The sequence below is a fragment of the Pararobbsia alpina genome (assembly GCF_902859895.1).
In the GTDB taxonomy this organism is placed as follows: domain Bacteria; phylum Pseudomonadota; class Gammaproteobacteria; order Burkholderiales; family Burkholderiaceae; genus Pararobbsia; species Pararobbsia alpina.
Map to the genome: position 1 here is coordinate 1 of NZ_CADIKM010000015.1, position 17,709 is coordinate 17,709.

The 17,709-nt window shown below is 61.0% G+C and carries 13 protein-coding genes and 2 pseudogenes; 11 read left to right on the plus strand and 4 right to left on the minus strand.

Features of this window, described 5'->3' with window-relative positions; all coding sequences use genetic code 11:
- The 5 genes and pseudogenes from HV670_RS31060 to HV670_RS16030 form a co-directional block, all read left to right on the plus strand.
- Nucleotides 1–1,536 (plus strand): annotated as a pseudogene (locus tag HV670_RS31060) (hemagglutinin repeat-containing protein); the annotation flags it as partial.
- 45 nt (nucleotides 1,537–1,581) lie between these two features.
- A pseudogene (locus HV670_RS16020) lies at nucleotides 1,582–1,863 on the plus strand (DUF6883 domain-containing protein); the annotation flags it as partial.
- Complete coding sequence (locus tag HV670_RS30575; RefSeq protein ID WP_217478439.1) at nucleotides 1,860–2,078, plus strand: hypothetical protein; 219 nt, start codon at nucleotides 1,860–1,862, stop codon at nucleotides 2,076–2,078. The pseudogene HV670_RS16020 and the gene HV670_RS30575, both read left to right, overlap by 4 nt.
- A 765-nt stretch (nucleotides 2,079–2,843) precedes the next feature.
- Nucleotides 2,844–4,574, plus strand: coding sequence for a methyl-accepting chemotaxis protein (locus tag HV670_RS31875; protein WP_175105787.1), 1,731 nt, complete (start codon nucleotides 2,844–2,846; stop codon nucleotides 4,572–4,574).
- A 353-nt stretch (nucleotides 4,575–4,927) separates the two neighbouring features.
- A complete protein-coding gene (locus HV670_RS16030; RefSeq protein ID WP_175105788.1) occupies nucleotides 4,928–6,736 on the plus strand; it encodes an NAD(P)/FAD-dependent oxidoreductase in 1,809 nt (602 codons plus the stop codon).
- Nucleotides 6,737–6,779: 43 nt separating this feature from the next.
- On the opposite strand, the gene HV670_RS16035 is transcribed toward HV670_RS16030, so the two are convergent.
- The gene (locus HV670_RS16035; RefSeq protein WP_175105789.1) at nucleotides 6,780–8,180 is read right to left on the minus strand and encodes an alpha/beta hydrolase family protein; all 1,401 of its coding nucleotides are present in this window, start codon (nucleotides 8,178–8,180) and stop codon (nucleotides 6,780–6,782) included.
- A gap of 549 nt (nucleotides 8,181–8,729) precedes the next feature.
- Here HV670_RS16035 and HV670_RS16040 point away from each other — a divergent pair.
- Nucleotides 8,730–11,597: an EAL domain-containing protein gene (locus tag HV670_RS16040; RefSeq protein WP_175105790.1), complete on the plus strand. Its 2,868-nt coding sequence runs from the start codon at nucleotides 8,730–8,732 to the stop codon at nucleotides 11,595–11,597.
- Here HV670_RS16040 and HV670_RS16045 read toward each other — a convergent pair.
- The gene (locus HV670_RS16045) at nucleotides 11,577–13,370 is read right to left on the minus strand and encodes a tetratricopeptide repeat protein (RefSeq protein ID WP_175105791.1); all 1,794 of its coding nucleotides are present in this window, start codon (nucleotides 13,368–13,370) and stop codon (nucleotides 11,577–11,579) included. The two genes, HV670_RS16040 and HV670_RS16045, sit on opposite strands and share 21 nt — an antisense overlap.
- 230 nt (nucleotides 13,371–13,600) lie before the next feature.
- Here HV670_RS16045 and HV670_RS16050 point away from each other — a divergent pair, with 230 nt between their 5' ends.
- Both HV670_RS16050 and HV670_RS16055 read left to right on the plus strand, forming a co-directional pair.
- Nucleotides 13,601–14,074 carry an OsmC family protein gene (locus HV670_RS16050; protein WP_175105792.1) on the plus strand — a complete coding sequence of 158 codons (474 nt, stop codon included), beginning with the start codon at nucleotides 13,601–13,603 and terminating at the stop codon, nucleotides 14,072–14,074.
- 255 nt (nucleotides 14,075–14,329) lie between these two features.
- Complete coding sequence (locus tag HV670_RS16055; protein ID WP_175105793.1) at nucleotides 14,330–14,629, plus strand: hypothetical protein; 300 nt, start codon at nucleotides 14,330–14,332, stop codon at nucleotides 14,627–14,629.
- Between the two features lie 188 nt (nucleotides 14,630–14,817).
- Here HV670_RS16055 and HV670_RS16060 read toward each other — a convergent pair whose 3' ends face one another.
- Nucleotides 14,818–15,126, minus strand: coding sequence for a high-potential iron-sulfur protein (locus HV670_RS16060; protein WP_175105794.1), 309 nt, complete (start codon nucleotides 15,124–15,126; stop codon nucleotides 14,818–14,820).
- A gap of 333 nt (nucleotides 15,127–15,459) precedes the next feature.
- Here HV670_RS16060 and HV670_RS16065 point away from each other — a divergent pair, with 333 nt between their 5' ends.
- Together HV670_RS16065 and HV670_RS16070 are read left to right on the plus strand one after the other, a co-directional pair.
- Nucleotides 15,460–16,155: an SDR family oxidoreductase gene (locus HV670_RS16065; protein WP_175105795.1), complete on the plus strand. Its 696-nt coding sequence runs from the start codon at nucleotides 15,460–15,462 to the stop codon at nucleotides 16,153–16,155.
- A gap of 7 nt (nucleotides 16,156–16,162) precedes the next feature.
- Nucleotides 16,163–16,552 carry a VOC family protein gene (locus HV670_RS16070; protein ID WP_175105796.1) on the plus strand — a complete coding sequence of 130 codons (390 nt, stop codon included), beginning with the start codon at nucleotides 16,163–16,165 and terminating at the stop codon, nucleotides 16,550–16,552.
- Nucleotides 16,553–16,624: 72 nt separating this feature from the next.
- On the opposite strand, the gene HV670_RS16075 is transcribed toward HV670_RS16070, so the two are convergent.
- On the minus strand, nucleotides 16,625–17,311 hold the full coding sequence (locus HV670_RS16075) for a response regulator transcription factor (protein WP_175105797.1): 687 nt from the start codon (nucleotides 17,309–17,311) through the stop codon (nucleotides 16,625–16,627).
- Between HV670_RS16075 and HV670_RS16080 the strand changes: the two genes are divergently transcribed.
- Nucleotides 17,310–17,516 (plus strand): hypothetical protein, encoded by a 207-nt coding sequence (locus HV670_RS16080; RefSeq protein ID WP_175105798.1) that lies wholly within the window; start codon nucleotides 17,310–17,312, stop codon nucleotides 17,514–17,516. The two genes, HV670_RS16075 and HV670_RS16080, sit on opposite strands and share 2 nt — an antisense overlap.
- Nucleotides 17,517–17,709: the final 193 nt, after the last annotated feature.

Consider the following 17,709-nt stretch of genomic DNA (forward strand, 5'->3'; position numbering starts at 1 on the left):
AGAAACAGTCTGTCGACGCAGACATTCGGTTACACGGATCTGGAGAATCACGCGAGCGATTCGGGTGACACGATCGGCTTGAGTGCAAGCGGTGGCTTCGGACAGAGTACGCTGGGTGGAGTGAACCTCGATACACCGGTGATGCAGGGGGGAAGTAGCACGCCTGGACCGTTGAACTCGCAAGGCTTGGGGCCGAGTGGCTTCTCGACGGCGGGGACGAGTTCGGAGGCGTCGGGGACGACCCATGCGGTGGTCAGTTCCGGCACGATCACGGTTCGTGGCGATGCAGGAACGGGGCAGGACAGCACGGCCGGCCTGAGTCGCGACACCTTGAGCCGCGACACCCTGAGTCGCGATACCACGAGCGCGAATGGTTCGGTGCAGAACACATTCGATGCGCAAAAGGTGCAGAACGATCTGGCGGTCCAGCGGGGCGTCGGTCAGGTCGGGATGCAGGTGGTGGGCGATGTGGCAGGCGCGCTGGAAAGCCGTGCGAGTGCGGCCCAAGCCACGGCGGCGCTGGCGTACGAGAACGCGAAGGCAACGGGCGATCACGCCGGGATGGCCCACGCTCAGGCGGACTACGACGCGGCGACGCAGCAGGTCACGCTGTGGGGGAACGACGGAGCAGCGCGGATTGCCTCGCATGCGGCGGTGGCGGGACTGGGTGCGGCGTTGGGGGGAGGCCATGTTGCGGGGGCACTCGGTGGCACGGTTGCCGGCGATGTGGTGGGCAATGCGGTCAGTGGTGCGATGAGCCGTGCGAGCGGTGCGGCGGGCGACACGCTGGGCGGGACGCTGATAGCGAATGCGGCGTCGGGGCTGGCGGGTGCGGTGGCCGGCGGAGCGCTGGGTGGAGTATCAGGCGCGACGAGTGGGGCCGGCGGGGCGTTGAATGCTGATCTGTACAATCGGCAGTTACATTCAGATGAAAAAACGGCGATCCGTGAGAAAGCGAACGGTGATGCGGCAGAAGAGAAGCGCCTGACGGCGGCCGCATGTTACGTTGTGCAGTGCTGGGCGGAGTTCTCGCCGAACAGTCCGGAATGGCTAGCGAACTATGTGAGTCCAGAGGACGCGAAGGATCTGGGACCGGAGTTGCAGTGGGTGAACAGCCAGAAGGTGCAGAGCGGGCTGTTTGTCTACACGTTGCCTCAGCAGGCGAAGGATCTTGGGTTCAGTCAGCTGGATCAGTTCCGACGTGGCGTGGAGCAGTTCGGGCAGGACGTGAAGAACCTGCCGCGGGATGTCGCGAACGCGCGTGTTGGGATGCCGGGCGACGTGCAGCAGGGCGATGCGAGTCCGCAGACCGATATAACAGGCGGTGGGAGCGACAGGACGCCGCCGACCGCGACCGCGGTGGTAACGCCAAGCGCTATACCGTGTGGGCCTGGCGTGCTGTGTCCAATGGTGAGTGTGTCGCCGATGGTGACGCCGGGTGCGCCGATGCGGTCGAGCGGGAACGGTGGGAACGATGATTCGGGCTATCAAGCTTCGAATTCGAAACCATCGTCGGATAACCAGCAAGCCGCATAGAGTTCCGCAGGGTTTGACACGTCAAACCTCGAAAGCAAACTTCATGAATACTTGCTCGACCCTGCACACCCGAAAAATCAGACGAAGGCGAACTGGTTCGACCAGGCTCTGGGTTTCAATCAGAGCAACTGGCAGAACCTAGCGTCGCAACTTTATTTTGACCCTGCCACTGCGGTGGCAACCAAGAGTACTCAATACGGGCAAACTTATGAGCAAGTCATCCCCATTGCGGGGGTCAACGGAAAGACGATCAACACGACGTTTGTGTTCCTGCAGGACAACACGGGCACGGTTCGACTTGTGACAGGGATTCCTGCAAAAAAATGACGGCAATGAAAGAAAACGACACGTTTGAATTGACAAGACCAGTCGACGCGACAGTGATTGGAGAGCATGAGTCTGTCGTGCTAGCTCCGGGAACCGTCGTCACTGTCGTTCTCGTGTTCGGAGATCCCGATAAGCCGGTCGCATATGAAGTGGAGGCGTTTTTGTCCGAGAGCGGAAAGTATGCACTTGCCACCATCGAAGCTTGCTATAGGTGAAAGGGCGGCGGAGCCATGATGAGTCGCTATGTTCGAGAGCGTGGGTACAAAGGAGGCGGTCGTGATCCGCTGTTGACGATCGGAAAGACCTATGTCGTTCTTGGTACCCTTTCCCGTCCTGCTCCGTATACAGCGCAGGTACGCCCCTCTGTGATGCCGGCGACGAACGTCATCTAAAAGCGCTTGGAGAAACCCACCTGACGATGTCCGTCAGCCACGGGATTCTCGAGTCAGGTGGCAAGACCTGGCCAAGGTCCGAACAAGGTAAGGCTCGCGAATCAGATCAAGGAATCCGCGAAAAGGCGGACGGTGATGCGGCAGAAGAGAAGTGCTCGCCGCAGTGGCAAGCAATGCGATCACACCGTAGCGCAAGCACCGCCGAGACAAGTCGACATGCTAGTAAGCGACGTGACCTTCGGCATCGTCGACATTGAAATTTTCGAACACCCGCCGAACATCACTCGGCCTTGCTTGAACTCACCAATGCCATTCTCCGCCGCGCTGAGTCGGGACATTCGGGCAGGTTAGCAACCTCATACGCCCCTCTGCGATGCCTGCGACGAGCGTCATCCAAAAGCGCTCGAAGGAAGCCACCTGAGCATGCCCGTCAGCCACCGATTCTCGAATCAGCTGGCAAGCTCACCCGGCCAAGGTCCGAACAATTGCTGCAGCCGCCACCCACCCCCCCCCCCCCCCCCCCCCCCCGCCCCCCTAAATTATCGCCGCGCCGTGCCGATAACCATTTACTATCGGAGAGGTGTCAGCATGGAAATGAAAATTGGGTCGCGACTTACCGCCACGTTCGGGGCGATACTCGCATTGTTGTTGGTAATTTGTGTCACGGTCAGCGCGCAGATGTCGCATATGAATGCGAACATGCGAGATATCGTCAACGACCGCATGGCAAAGGTAAGCGTCGCGAATCAGATCAAGGAGGGCACGTACCACGTAGCGCTGCTCTTATACCGCGCGCTGGACGAACCGACCCCCGAAGCGCAACAGTCCGACCTTGCGAAACTCAAGGCCCAAACGACAGCAAACACGGCGCTCTACTCTGACCTGCAAAGCCGGCTAGACACAGACAGCGACCGGGCCGCTTACGATCACATGCTGCAGGTACGAACGCCCTACGCGGAGGCGCTTCAGCCGGTTAATGCGCAATTGGCCGCTCACGACAGCAATGGGGCACGCGCGACCTTGTTGAAGGTGATGCCCCTCCAAGTCGCGACCATCACCGCGATCGACGATTTTGCCACTGCCCAAGCACGCGCGATGGATGAGGCCGTGCAGGAAGGCGCCCATTCCTACGAGATGGCGCGTGCAGTGCTGTGGGGATTAGCGTCGTTGGCCCTGATCATTGCAGCGTTCTTGGGGGTGATCGTGACGCGCTCAATCGTCCGTCCTCTGCAGCGCGTAGTCGATGGCGCCGAGGCTTTGGCGCGCGGGGATCTGTCGGTCAAAATCGCTGTGCTTCGCCAAGACGAAGTGGGCGCCGTGGCCGCGTCTCTGAGCCAGGCGATTGCCAACCTGGCGGCGATCGTGGGCGGGGTCAAGGACGCCAGCGAATCGATATCGAGTGCGACGCAACAGCTCGCGGCGGGCAACACCAATCTGTCGCAACGCACGGAAGAACAGGCCGCCTCGCTGGAAGAGACCGCCTCGAGCATGGAGGAACTGACCACCACCGTGCGTCAGAACGCGGATAACGCGCAACAGGCGACCACGCTGGCCACCACGGCCTCGGGCATCGCGCAGCGGGGCGGGGAAGTGGTCGGGCATGTGGTCGACACCATGCGCGGGATCTCCGACAGCTCGGCGAAGGTGGGCGAGATCATCACGGTGATCGAAGGCATCGCGTTTCAGACCAACATCCTGGCGCTGAACGCGGCGGTCGAGGCGGCACGCGCTGGCGAGCAGGGACGCGGCTTTGCCGTGGTGGCGGGCGAGGTGCGCACGCTCGCTCAACGCAGCGCGGCAGCGGCCAAAGAGATCAAGGACCTCATCGGCGAATCGGTGAGCCGGGTGGACGCCGGCTCGAAGCTTGTCGAGGAAGCGGGCAGCACGATCAGCGAAGTCGTCCAGTCCGTCAAGCGGGTTGCCGACATCGTGGGCGAAATCTCGTCGGCCTCGGAAGAACAGCGCACCGGCATCGAGCAGGTCAATCAGGCCGTCGTCCAAATGGACCAGGTGACCCAGCAAAACGCCGCGCTGGTCGAAGAAGCGTCGGCCGCGGCGCAGTCGATGGCCGACCAGGCTCAGTCACTGCGTGAGGCCGTCGCGGTCTTCAAGGTCGATGCGACGGTCGGCAACCCCGGCTCGACGCGCGCGGCGGTTACAGCATCCCGTAGCGTCATGCCGCGCCGCACGCCGGACAGGACGCCGATCCAGACAATCGCTGCGCGCCCCGCGCCAGCGAAGTCCTCGCAATCTCAATCGCATGCTGCAGTGAGCGAAGCGCCCCCTGTCGCAGCCGAAGCTGACTGGAAAACGTTCTAACACCGATGCAAACGGCCATGAACGGCCCATCACCATGACCCGCGCACGCAAAGCGCGAGTACCTCGCCGGTTTTCGACCTGAAATCGGCCGTTCGACATGCCTGCCGTGTAAGGGCAGGCGGTCGGCCAGTCGACCGCCGCCCGGCTATCGCGCACACTTTTCAACGCCCATTCCGGGCAATAGCGAATTGCATGCTGCGCTGCGTAGCGGATACCCTTCCGGTACCAGGTGCGAAGTCGCGCCACGGCAATCAGCAAATCGCATGTAAAAAAGCGGCTTACCAGTCGAGCGGGCTCAGAACTCCGCGGTTCCGATCGCCCGATCGTTATCCGTTGTACATGGAGGAGCAACCATGCCTGAGCAGAACCCGAATCCTAACGAGACGGTGTCCGGCGTACTGGAAAAACTCGATACTGCATTGCAGCGAGGCGATGCGAAGACCGCCGCAGAGCTATTCGAGCCCGATGGCTTCTGGCGCGACCTGGTCACGTTCACGTGGAATATCAAGACGATGGAGGGCCGGCAGCAGATCGCCGACATGCTGTCCGCACAGCTTGCCGCGATCAAGCCGTCCTCATGGCGCATCGCCGAAGGCGAGCAGGCCAGCGAAGCGGACGGTCTCGCCCAAAGCTGGATTACCTTCGAAACCGCCACCGCGCGCGGCAACGGCTTCATCCGCATCCGGAACGGCCAGATCTGGACATTGCTCACCGCCATGAGCGAACTCAAGTCCCATGAAGAACCAAAAGGCTTTCAGCGGCCGATGGGTGCCTTGCATGGCGCGCATCCGGATCGCAAAACCTGGAAGGAGCAACGCGAGGCCGAGCTCACCGAACTCGGACGTTCGCGACAGCCGTATTGCGTGATCGTCGGTGGCGGGCAGGGCGGTATCGCACTGGGTGCGCGGCTCCGGCAACTCGGGGTGCCGGCCATCATCGTCGATCGCCACGCCCGGCCCGGCGACAACTGGCGCAATCGCTATAAATCGCTGTGCCTGCACGATCCGGTCTGGTACGACCATCTGCCGTATCTACCTTTCCCCGACAATTGGCCCGTCTTTTCGCCGAAGGACAAGATCGGCGACTGGCTCGAGATGTACACGAAAGTGATGGAGCTGAACTACTGGGGCTCGACGACATGCAAATCGGCGACCTATGACGAAGGCACCTCCGAGTGGACGGTCGTGGTCGAGCACGACGGCGAGCAGATCGTGCTGCGGCCCAAGCAACTGGTGTTGGCGACCGGCATGTCGGGCAAGCCGAACACGCCCTCGTTCAAGGGCATGGACGTCTTCGAGGGCGAGCAGCATCACTCGTCGCAGCATCCCGGCCCGGACGGCTATGCGGGCAAGAAAGTCGTGGTGATCGGCGCGAACAATTCGGCGCACGACATCTGCGCGGCGCTGTGGGAGGCGGGTGTCGATGTCACGATGGTGCAGCGTTCGTCGACTCATATCGTCAAGTCCGATTCCCTGATGGAGCATGCGCTCGGCGCTCTTTATTCCGAACGCGCGGTGGCGTCCGGCATGACGACATGGAAGGCCGACATGACCTTTGCATCGGTGCCGTACAAGATCCTTCATGAATTCCAGATTCCGGTCTACGAGAAAATCAGGCAGCTGGACGCCAATCTCTATGACCGCCTGGAGAAACGCGGCTTCATGCTCGATTTCGGCGACGATGGCTCCGGGCTGTTCATGAAGTATCTGCGGCGCGGCTCGGGCTACTACATCGACGTCGGCGCATCGGAACTGGTGGCGGACGGCAAGATCAAGCTGAAGAGCGGCGTCGACGTCAAGGAGCTGAAGGCGCACTCCGTCGTGCTGAGCGACGGCACCGAACTCGAAGCGGATGTGGTCGTCTATGCGACCGGCTACGGTTCGATGAACGGCTGGGCTGCGGATCTGATCTCACGGAAGGTCGCGGACAAGGTCGGCAAGGTCTGGGGTCTGGGTTCGAATACGAGGAAGGACCCGGGACCGTGGGAGGGCGAGGAACGCAATATGTGGAAGCCGACGCAGCAAACCGCGTTGTGGTTCCACGGCGGCAACCTGCACCAGTCGCGACATTATTCGCAGTACCTGTCGCTGCAACTGAAAGCGCGCTATGAAGGCCTGCCCACACCGGTGTTCGGGCTGCAGGAAGTGCATCATCTGTCGTAAGCGCGATGCATTGCGCCGACGGACCTGGGAAGCGGGCGAGCAGTTAATGGTGCTCGGGCCAGACAATATCGCCATCGACTGCATAGAGCTCGCAACCCGGGCGCCCCTGGCTGCATGAAGCCAGGGCCTCGGTGATCGGGTCCGTGCCTGAGGCCGCCGCATAGCCGCCGTCCTGCGCGACGGCGAACGCACGCGGCCGGCGCAGCGCGAGGAACTGCTTGTAGGCCATGCGGCCGCGCTCATTCATGTAAGGCACTCTGGCTGCATCCGCGAGCGCCGCGAAGCGCGTCGGCTGGGGTTCCGCCGGCTGCCTGGGCCAGACGACGTCGCTGTCGATCGCATAGAGCTGGCAATACGTGGCCTGCTTCCAGCATTGGTCCATCGCGGCGACCGCGGAGTCGAAGCCCCCCGATGCGACGGCTGCTCCCCCCAGTCCGATCGCGATCGCGCGCGGTAGCGGCGCGGCAAGGAAGGCCCGATAGAGCGCCAGTTGCGCCTGATCCAGGTACGGGACGCTCGTCAGGTCGTTGACATCCGCGAAATGCGTGACGGGCGGAGGAGGGCTCGGCAAGTATTCCGGATGCACCTCGTCGTTGGGCATGCCGATCTTCGCCAGAAACTGGTCGAGCTTCGGCACCCAGCTTCGCAGCCCTTCGCCCGACGCAAAGATGGCATGGGCATCGTTCAGGAATGTACCGAAGGCCACCAGTTCGGCGGGGCCGCCTGCGGCCGTGTAGTGCTGGAACATGCCACGCCACGTCGGCGTCGCGAAGATCTGGTCGTTGTCACCGAAGAACCAGATCGACCGGATCTTCGTGTGGGCACCCAATTGAGCCGCACTGCTGATCAGGGTCGCATCGGGTGTCTTGCAATCGGACTCCTTCATCGCGCCCGCAAAACTGATCAGGCCTTTGATGTCGCTGACATCGAGCGTGCCGAGCACGAGTGTGTTCCAGCCGCCGATGCTTTTCCCCGCCACGACGATCCTTGAGGGGTCGATACCCGGCACGTGCTTCAGATAGTCGATGGTTGCGCGGATGTCGCGCGCCGCGTCGAGGCCCGTCGCGATGATGTCGCAACCGTGAGGCGTCCATTGCCCATCCGATCCTGCATAGCCGCGCAACATCGGCATCGCGACGGCATAGCCGCGTGATAGAAAATAGTAGGCGGCGAAGTTGTCACTGATGCGCGGCGCTCTCGGCGGGTCAAAATACGAGCCGTGATTGATGACGGCAAGCGGGTAGGGGCCTGCGCCCGACGGCATGTATAGGGTGACGACGAGCCTGACTAGCGGCGCAGTGCTGACGGGAACCCTGAGCACTTCTTCGTTGAGCGGCGCGTCCGGAGCAATCAAGGGTCGAGCGAAGACCGAACCTGCTCGAGCGAGCGTGAACAGCAACACATGCAGCAGCAGGAAGTATCGGACGAAATTTGAATGGCGCATGCAAGCGGCCCAGTTCCTGAGGGAGCTCCGAAGCGCTCGGCGACATGCTCGTATTCTGCGGCGGATTGATCAAGGCATACCGTTGTTGCGGCCGGTGATGCCCTCTCTAGTGACTATCGGCACGCCGGTATGAAACTTTAGATCGGGCGGAGAGCAGGGAGGGCTCATCACCGCGAAGTGCACCCGGGGAAGCGCTACGGGACAACCCTGAAGCGTGCACTGCGGCGCGCCGCAGTGCACGCTTCGGACCGGATCGCTCGTCGATTGCGTGGCGCGACTGTTTAGGGAACACAAAGATTTTATGAAAACCGCAGCTTACAACCGATAGAATTCGAGGAATCAGATCTTTCATAAACTATTCCGGGACACCAGGCCGGTAGGTGTCAGGGTGATGTCGGTGAATCGATAGAAATAAGAAATGTCCCTGAAAGAAAGTGTCCGGCTGGATTCTGGGAACCGAAAAAAAGATGAGGCAGGAAGGGGCGTTCGCCCGACACAGCGATGTCGGGCGCCCGGGGGGGGTGTCCGGGTTGCGCCTCGAAGAATTCTATGAGACCGATTCTTCGCCATATTCCCGATGCAATGGAGGGACGCCGCACGGCAGCGCTTTTGCTGCCGTTCGCATTTGTAGTCATCATTCTGATATTTCTGACCGCGCTCAGTTTGGGCGTCCAGTCCAATCTGCGCGCCTATATCGGCGGCGAAAGCTCATGGGCGAAGGCCGAAAAGGACGCAGTCCTGGCACTGAACGCGTATGCCTCGAGCGGTTCGGAGCAGGACTTCCGGCGGTTTCTCGACAAGCTGAGCGTGCCGCTCGGCGTCCGGATCGCCCGGCTCGAAATGAACAAGGCCACGCCAGACCACGAAATAGTCAAACGCGGTCTCATGGCGGGAGGCGCCGCCGAACAGGACATCGGCGGCATCCGGCGGCTCTACGGCGCATCGAAGTACCTGCCGTTGATGCGGCGTGGCATTGAGTACTGGGAGCAGAGCGACGGCTATATCCTGCAATTGCGCGACATCGGCGACCAGTTGCGCAGCCTGGTTCTGACCGGGCAACGGGACAGCCCTGCGACCCGATCGCTGCTGGTGCGCGTGAGGGCGATCGACGAAGCGCTTGGGCCCATCGAGGATGGATTTTCGCGTTCGTTTGTTCACGCATTCCGTCGAACGACCGTCGCGTTGATCAGTATGCTGGTGTTTTCCGCCTTGATGCTGCTTGCGGCTTGCGCCATGTTCGTGCACCGCTCCCTTGCGCGCGGCAACCAGCTGCAGGCCAAGCTGATCAAGAGCGAAGAGCGCTTGAGCCTCGGCTTTCGAGGCAGCAACGCGGGATTGTGGGATTGGGACATCGTTCAGGACCGCATCTACTATTCGGACTGGATCAGTGAGCTGCTGGGCTACGAGAGAAACGCGCTGACAAGGGCTTCGGATGCCATTGCCGAGTTCGTTCATCCCGAAGATGTTGAACAAGTCCGCAATGCATTGCGCGGGCACCTCAAGGAAAACCATGTCTTCGACGTCGAATTTCGCGTGAAGGCTTTTGGCGGAAGTCTCATATGGTGCAAGACGCGAGGGCAGGCCATACGTGACAAGCGGGGCTATGCGACCCGCATGGTGGGATCGCTCCTCGACATCACGGACCGCAAGCATGCGGAAGCGGACGCCCATGTCGAGCATGAGCTTGCCCAGGTCACCCTCGCATCGATTGCCGAGGCCGTGATCCGGACCGATGACGCGGGTCGGATCACCTATTGCAATCGCGTGGCCGAACGCATGTTCCGACGCGTCAGCGCCGATATGCTGATGCTTCCGTTCAGTGAGATTTGCAGGACGTTCAACCAGGACGGCGATGCGCCCGCGCCGGATGCGCTCGAGCGTGTGTTGCGCTCCGAGAGGTCCGCCGAGACGACCACCGATATCTACCTGCGCGGGCCGGCGAACGAGAAGATCTGGGTGGAGCGGTCCGTTGCGGCCATGCATGACGCCCAGGCTCGCGTGATCGGAAGCGTCATCGTGCTGCGCGATGTGACGGAGAAACGCAAGCACGCGGCGCAGCTTTCCTATAAGGCGACGCATGACGAGCTGACCGGCATATTGAATCGCGGTGAGTTCGAGCGGCGGCTGAGCACGCTGCTCGACCAGAGCGCGTCCGCGTATTCCGAACATGCTGTCCTATTCCTTGACCTCGATCAGTTCAAGATCGTCAATGACACGTGCGGGCATGCCGCGGGCGACGACCTGCTGCGTTCGATCAGCGCGACGTTGATGCGAGGCCTGCGTAGTGCGGACATATTGGGTCGGCTCGGCGGCGATGAATTCGGCATCGTGCTGACCCACTGCGCCAGTACACAGGCGCTTCGCATTGCGGAAGAGATACGCCGGACTATCGCTGAACTCGGCTTCGTCTGGGCCAACCGGACATTTTTCACCGGCGTGAGCGTGGGGCTCTTCACGCCGCCGCCGGGCATGCGCAGCTTGAAGGACGTGATGAAGGCCGCGGACATCGCCTGCTATATCGCGAAGGAAAGCGGCAAGAACCAGGTGCAGGTCTTCAGCCGTGACGATGAGGCGCTTTGCGCGCGGCACAACGAAATGGAGTGGGTGGAGCGGCTCAAGTCCGCGATACGCCGCGACCAGTTTTGCCTTTATACACAGAAGGTCGTCGCACTCGGGGAAGCAAGACCGGCCTCGGACAAGCACGTCGAAATCCTGTTGCGCATGCTGGACGATGACGGACAGCTCATCGAGCCGGTGGCTTTCATACCCTCGGCGGAACGCTTCGGCCTGATGCCGGAGATCGACCGGTGGGTGATCAAAAACGCTTTCAGCGCGCTTGCCGAAGTCATGGCGGCGGACCCCGGCTCGATCCATACGTGGGCGATCAATCTGTCCGGCGCATCGATTGGAGATGACCGGTTTCTTGCGTACATCATCGAGCAGCAACAGATGTTCGGCGTACCGTTGAGTTCAGTCGTGTTCGAAATCACCGAAACGGCGGCGATCACGAATTTCACCAAGGCGGCTGCCCTCATCAGTCGTCTTCATGAACTGGATTGCCGCTTCGCGCTCGATGACTTCGGTGCGGGCATGTCTTCGTTCACGTATCTCAAGCATCTGAGCGTCGATTTCCTGAAGATAGACGGCAGCTTCGTCAAGGAAATTCTCGACAATCCGAGTGACAAGGCCATCGTGGAATCGATCAATCAGATTGGCCACGCGCTGGGTAAGATGACGATTGCCGAGTTTGCTGAAAGCGACGAAATCGTCGCGTGCCTCAAGAGCCTGGGTGTGGACTATGCGCAAGGCTATGCGATCGGGCATCCGGAGCCCCTGCTTGGCGCGAGAGCGGCCCAGCAGCGCCACGGTGTGACCCGGAGCATCGCGCCGGCACCCCTAGCGACGTGGGTACGCTAGGGTGAGAAGTGCGCGCACGACTTGCTGAACCACATCACCCCAATCGCCTGCTCGTTGCTGCCTGAACAAGCTTGCTGTCGGATACCACGGGCTGTCGGTTCGTTCCCGTTGCCAACGCCAGTCCGGGTTCGCGGGCAGAAGGACCCATACGGGCCTTCCCAATGCGCCGGCGAGATGCGCTACGGCCGTGTCGGCGCTGATGACAAGGTCGAGGTGGGTCATCAGCGCGGCCGTGTCGCTGAAGTCCGCGAGTTCATCGCCGACATAATGTACATGCGGCAGGCGCGAGTACGCCAGCTCACCTGCGTCACGCATTCCTTTCTGGATGATGAACCACTCGGCGTCATTGCACAGCGAGACAAACTGATCCGCCGGCAGTGATCGTTCCCGGTCGTTCTTGTGAGCCGCATTGCCCGAAAACGTCACCCCGATGCGAAGCTTGCGCCGGCGTGGTCCGAGCCGCTGCGCCCAGGTGGCGACGCTGTGCGGATCGGCTTTGAGATAGGCGGGCGCAAAGGGTATCGTGTCCGCCTGCGTGCCGAACACGAATGGCAGACTCATCAATGGCGTGGCGAAATCACATGGCGCAATGGGCTCGCCCGTTGCGACCACCATGGCGATGCCGCGGAGGCTTTGGGCAAGCAAGGTCTTCAATGCGGGCGGGACTTCGAGCACGACCGCCGCGCCGAGCGCCGCAACCATGATGGCGTAGCGGCAGAATTGCAGCGTGTCGCCCAATCCTTGTTCGTGCCATAGCACCACGCGCTTGTTGCGCAGATCCGCGTCACCGAGCCAGAAAGGGAGGTGCGTATGCCGCCTGGGTTCGAACGAAGGCATCGCCCAGCGCGACTCGTACATTTGCCAGCCGGACGGAAAATGGCCTAGCAGCAGTGCCAGCAGACTTGCATTCCATCGAGTCGCCGCGGAGTCGGGCGCGATCGCGAGCGCGTGCTGGAAGCTGGCATGAGCGTCGTCATGCCGACACAAGGCCGCCAATACATTTCCACGGTTGACCCAGGCCGACGCCAGGCCGGGTGCAATTGCAATCGCCTGGTCGAGCGTCGGCAGGGCTTCCTGATAGCGACGCAGATTGGCCAGCGCATTGGCGCGGTTGTTCAGCGCCGGGGCATGCTGTGGGTCGCGCGCGAGAATGCGATCGACGCAGGCGATCGATTCCTCGTCGTTACCGACGTTCCTCAGCGCGGTGCTGAGATTCAGCAAGGTGTCGACGTTGTCGGGCTCGATCTCGATCGCGCGGTGAAGACATGCAAGCGCTTCGTCATATCGCTTGAGTTCCCGCAATGCGGCGCTTCGGTTGTTCAATGCGCCGACGTGACCAGGATCAGCCGAAAGCGCAGCATCGAAGCTGGCCAGGGATTCATTGATGCGGCCCAATGCCGAGAGGGTGTTGCCACGGTCGATCCATGCGTCGACATAGCCGGGTGCGGCGACGATGGCACGATCGAAGCTTGCGATCGCTTCATCGCCCCGTCCCAGCTCTTTGAGCGCGCGCCCGAGGTTCGCATGGGCGGGAGGCTGGTCCGGATCGAGTTCGATCGACAGGCCCAGTAGTTCGACGGCGCGGTCGGCCTGTCCGCGCGCGAGGACACAGATGCCCAGAAGTTGCAGGATGTCGGGGTTGCGGGGTTCTCGCTCGAGAAGTTTTTCATAGAGCGCTGCCGCGCCCTCGAACTGCCCTTTCATATGCAGGCCGATCGCTTCCTGCAGGATGGCACGGCTGGGCGCCGGGTCCGCCGCAAAGGGTGTATGCATACAAATGTATAGTCTTGTCGCATGTGGTGTCTGTCGTGTCGAGCCGGGCAAGCCGCGCAGGCTCATTGCATTGGACAGCCCATATCGTATCCAGCTGATCCGTACTGCATTCAGTCGACACTACCCATTCGAACTTTCATCGACACCGTATCGGACGATTGACCGCGATGCCAGCTTAAACACAGCATTCTTTTTTACCAATTCTCACGCCAGAATTGGAGAGCGGACGAATGAAGAGCCACCACTACTCAATCACCGTCGAATGGACGGGCAACGATGGCGCCGGGACGCGTAGCTATTCCGCGTATCGGCGCGATCACCGTGTTGAAGCAAGGGGCAAGCCACCCATTCCAGCCTCCAGCGATCCGGCTTTTCGCGGCGACGGCGCGCGCTACAATCCGGAAGAACTGCTGGTCGCCAGTCTTTCGTCGTGCCATATGCTTTGGTACCTGCATCTTTGTTCGGTGAACGGCATCAGCGTGATTGCCTATCGCGACGTGGCCGCCGGTGTGATGCGCGAAGCGGACGATGGTGGCGGAGCCTTCCAAAGCGTCGTGCTGAAGCCGATTGTCACGATCGCCTCAGGCAATGACCGGCAAAAAGCTATCGATCTGCATACAGATGCGCATCACATGTGTTTCATTGCGCAATCGGTCAGGTTCCCGGTGTCGACCGTCGCCGAAATCATCGTTTCCTCGTCATAAATGTGACGGAGCCTGACACGCGCGATCGTTGCGCGCCGGGTCGCATGGATTCATTGTCCCGGCCGCGCAGCCTTCGCGTACCGAAACATGCAGTAAATCTGCTTGCAAGCAGTGAAACCGATCTTTACAACCATTCACGCTTTTAAATCCTCGACCTCGGTACATTACGTTCCAGCAGCGCCGGATAGCCATGACGCGCATGAAAGATACTTGAAAGGCGACCGGCGTATTTCGCAATCTTTCTAGAGGCCAATAATGAAAAGCTGGATCAACACATCGCGTTCGGTCGTTGCCACGGTACTTGCGAGTACCGCCTTGCTGGGTGCCGGTACCTCGCTCGCACATGCGGATACGCTCGTGTACCGCGACGCGCCGCAGGGTGCGGCCTATGCGTCGCCGGACATGATGCCTGTGGACCTCAGGATCAATATTGGCTGGCATGGCGACCGCTACTATGACGGCCATCGTTACTGGGCGCATGATGACTGGATGCATCATCACCCGCACGCTCATGATCCGCGTCACGACCACGACCACGGGCCGGACCATCGGTAACAGAGTCGGGAAGGCGCAAGCCTTCAGACAGCATGGAGGCGCCTGTTTGACGGCGTATCCATGCACGCTTGAGCGCCCCCCAGATCATATGCAAAACCCGTGGTTTTCTGTCGGTTTTTGCATATGATCTGGGGGCTCCTTGTTGGGTGCAACGTGCCTTTACCACAAGGAGAGGTACCGGCTACCGCCTAAAAACTGCTATACGAACTGCACCATCCATGCAGCGCGACCTGCTTGCTTCCGAACAGGACGCAACCGCCCGACGGTTCGCCTGTCTTGCCTTGATAGAGTGAGCAGTTGCTGCATTCCTGACCCGCGGCGTAGTTGGCGAACCGAGTCTTGTCGACGGTCGTGGCGTCCTGCTTGTACCCCAGTTTTTGCGCTGCGGGATCGGCTTCGCTCAACATCGAACCGTCAGCCAGGCTGATGCGCGACAAGGCAAGCGACGAGCCTACGCCCAGGCTGAAAACGAGAAAGTTGCGACGCGATGGCTGCATGGTCGGACTTCATCCATTCAATATCGTTGAGAAAGCGCGCACCGGAAAGCTGCCGCCCAATGTGTCATCTTGTCCGGTCACGTTCGCAGTATCGCAGGCCCGCAAGGAAAAAGCTTGAGAGGTGGTTTAGTGACTTTCCTGCAGTCATTCCCCTTGCAGAAGCGAAAAGGTAGGTGTCTTCAAAGAACAGAGCACGATCCTAAAAAATAGAATGGATATGTGTCGTTCTCTCGTACATTGATCTCGGCATCACTGAAGACAAAAAAGTGCTCAGACACACGCAACCCGGAGACCAATCTATACTCGCCTTATAAATTCGACGGAGAATCCACAATGAAAGGCAAGACCATAGTGGTGATCGGAGGCCTGTCCGGCATCGGACGCGCTGTCGCGGAGCGAGCCGCCCGCGAAGGTGCGCGCGTGATCGCGGCAGGGCGCCGCGCGGCCCCCGCGGACTGGTCGCCGCAGATCGAGATCGCGAAGCTCGATGTGCGCGACGAAGGGGCGGTGGAGAAGCTCTTTACCAGCTTGGGCGCGATCGATCATCTGGTGACGACCGCCGGCCCCGTGATCGGCGCGACACCGCTGGCCGGCCTCGACCTCGATGCGCTCAAGCAGGCCTTCGATATCAAGCTCTTCGGCCAGATACGCGCGGTCAAACATGCGGCCCGCGTGATCGCCAAAGACGGCTCGATCGTGCTGACCTCCGGCCTGCTTTCGCGCAAGGCCACGCCGGGCACCCTCGTGAAGGCAACCATGAACGCCGCCATCGAGAGCATGACGCGCACACTCGCCAAGGAACTCGCTCCCGTACGTGTCAACGCCGTATGCCCGGGCATGATCGAGACCGAGATGTGGGGGCCGATGTCGGATGAGGAGCGCAAGGCGATGGCCGCCAAGGTGGGCACGGGCATTCCAGTCGGCCGCGTGGGGCAGAGCGACGAGGTGGCGGACGCCTACATGCTGCTGATGCGCAATGGCTTCATGAACGGCACGACCGTTGATGTCGACGGCGGCGGCTTGCTCTAGGCCCACCATGCAGCTCGACCACGTCACGATCGTCGCGCCCGACTGCGAGGGCATGCGGCGGTTTTTTGTCGATATTGCCGGCATGACCGAAGGGCCGCGGCCACCGTTCGGCATCAGCGGGTACTGGCTCTATCTCGACGGGCGGGCGGTCATCCACCTGATTGGCTCGGGAGCAAGGTCCGAGTCGTCGACAAATGGCCGGCTCGCCACGCGCATCGATCATCTGGCCTTGCGCGTGCAGACCGGTGAAGAATGGCAGGCATTGCTCGACCGGCTGCATGCGAACCGGATTCCTTATCAAACTGCCGATGTGCCGATCTCGCGAGAGCGTCAGTTGTTCGTTCAACTTGGAACGAGCGTGGTCGTCGAGTTCGTCACGGCGATGTCGCGCGACTGAGGGCGAGCACGTCGGCTCCGTGCGAATTTCGTGTGCGGAGCGGCGGGATAGTCACGAGTTCGGCTGGGCGTTCTAAGGCGCGTCCCGCAACTCCTGCAGCAAATAACCGAAGCCGCGCACGGTCACGATCTCGACACGGCAATGATCGATCTTCTTGCGCACACGGTGGATGTACACCTCGATCGCCGTGTCGCCGATATCGCGACCCGAACGCGTGAGATGGTCCTGGAGCTGCGCCTTGCTGATCACGCGCCCATGGCGCACGAGCAGCATCTCGAGCACCGCGAACTCGCGCGGTGACAGCTCGATCGGCTTGCCGTCCTGGAAGATGCGCTGGTCGACCCCCGACAGCCGCATGCCGCCGAGCATGATTTCGGGCCGCATGGGTTCGCCGCTCGGACCTTTTCGGCGTAGCACGGCATTGATGCGCGCTTCGAGTTCGGCGGGCTCGAAAGGCTTGATGATGTAGTCATCCGCCCCGCTGTTCAACCCCTGCACGCGGTCGTGCAGTTCGTCGCGCGCGGTCAGGATGATGACTGGGGTGACCTGGTTGTTCTTGCGAAAGCGCCGCAGCAAGGTCATGCCGTCGATACCCGGCAAGCCGAGGTCGAGAATCACGAGGTCATGTTTGTTGTGCGTCAACGCCTGTTCGGCGAAGACGCCGTCGTGAACCAGGTCGACCGTCATGCCGGACTGCTCGAGGCCACTCTGGATGCCACGGGCAATCGGCCGGTCGTCTTCGATCAAAAGGATTCGCATGAATTCGCTCGGCGCGATGAAGGGAAATAGTGTTCGCGACCAGGGTGATGCTTCTGACGATGGCGCGGCCTCGGCTGCCGGTGCAAGTTACAGACGGCTTACGATTCGAATTCTAGCCGCTAAACACGGAGGTGCATTCAGCAATTTTGAGATATTTGGCAATGTGAAATGGATCAGAAAGCGGGATTTTTTTACCGATTTGTAATCTTCGGGGTCCAACGCGATGACATACTACGGGCTGATGAGCTCATCGCTGCGCGTGTGAGCGCGGTCAAGTTTTGACGAATTGTTTGCGCCGACGTGTCGGAAAGGCCTGAACGAGCAGGGTCGTCATTGCTCCCCAGCGGCTTGCCTGCTGGCGGTTTCGCGCGAAGCGTACGGGCGCGTCTACTCTTCCG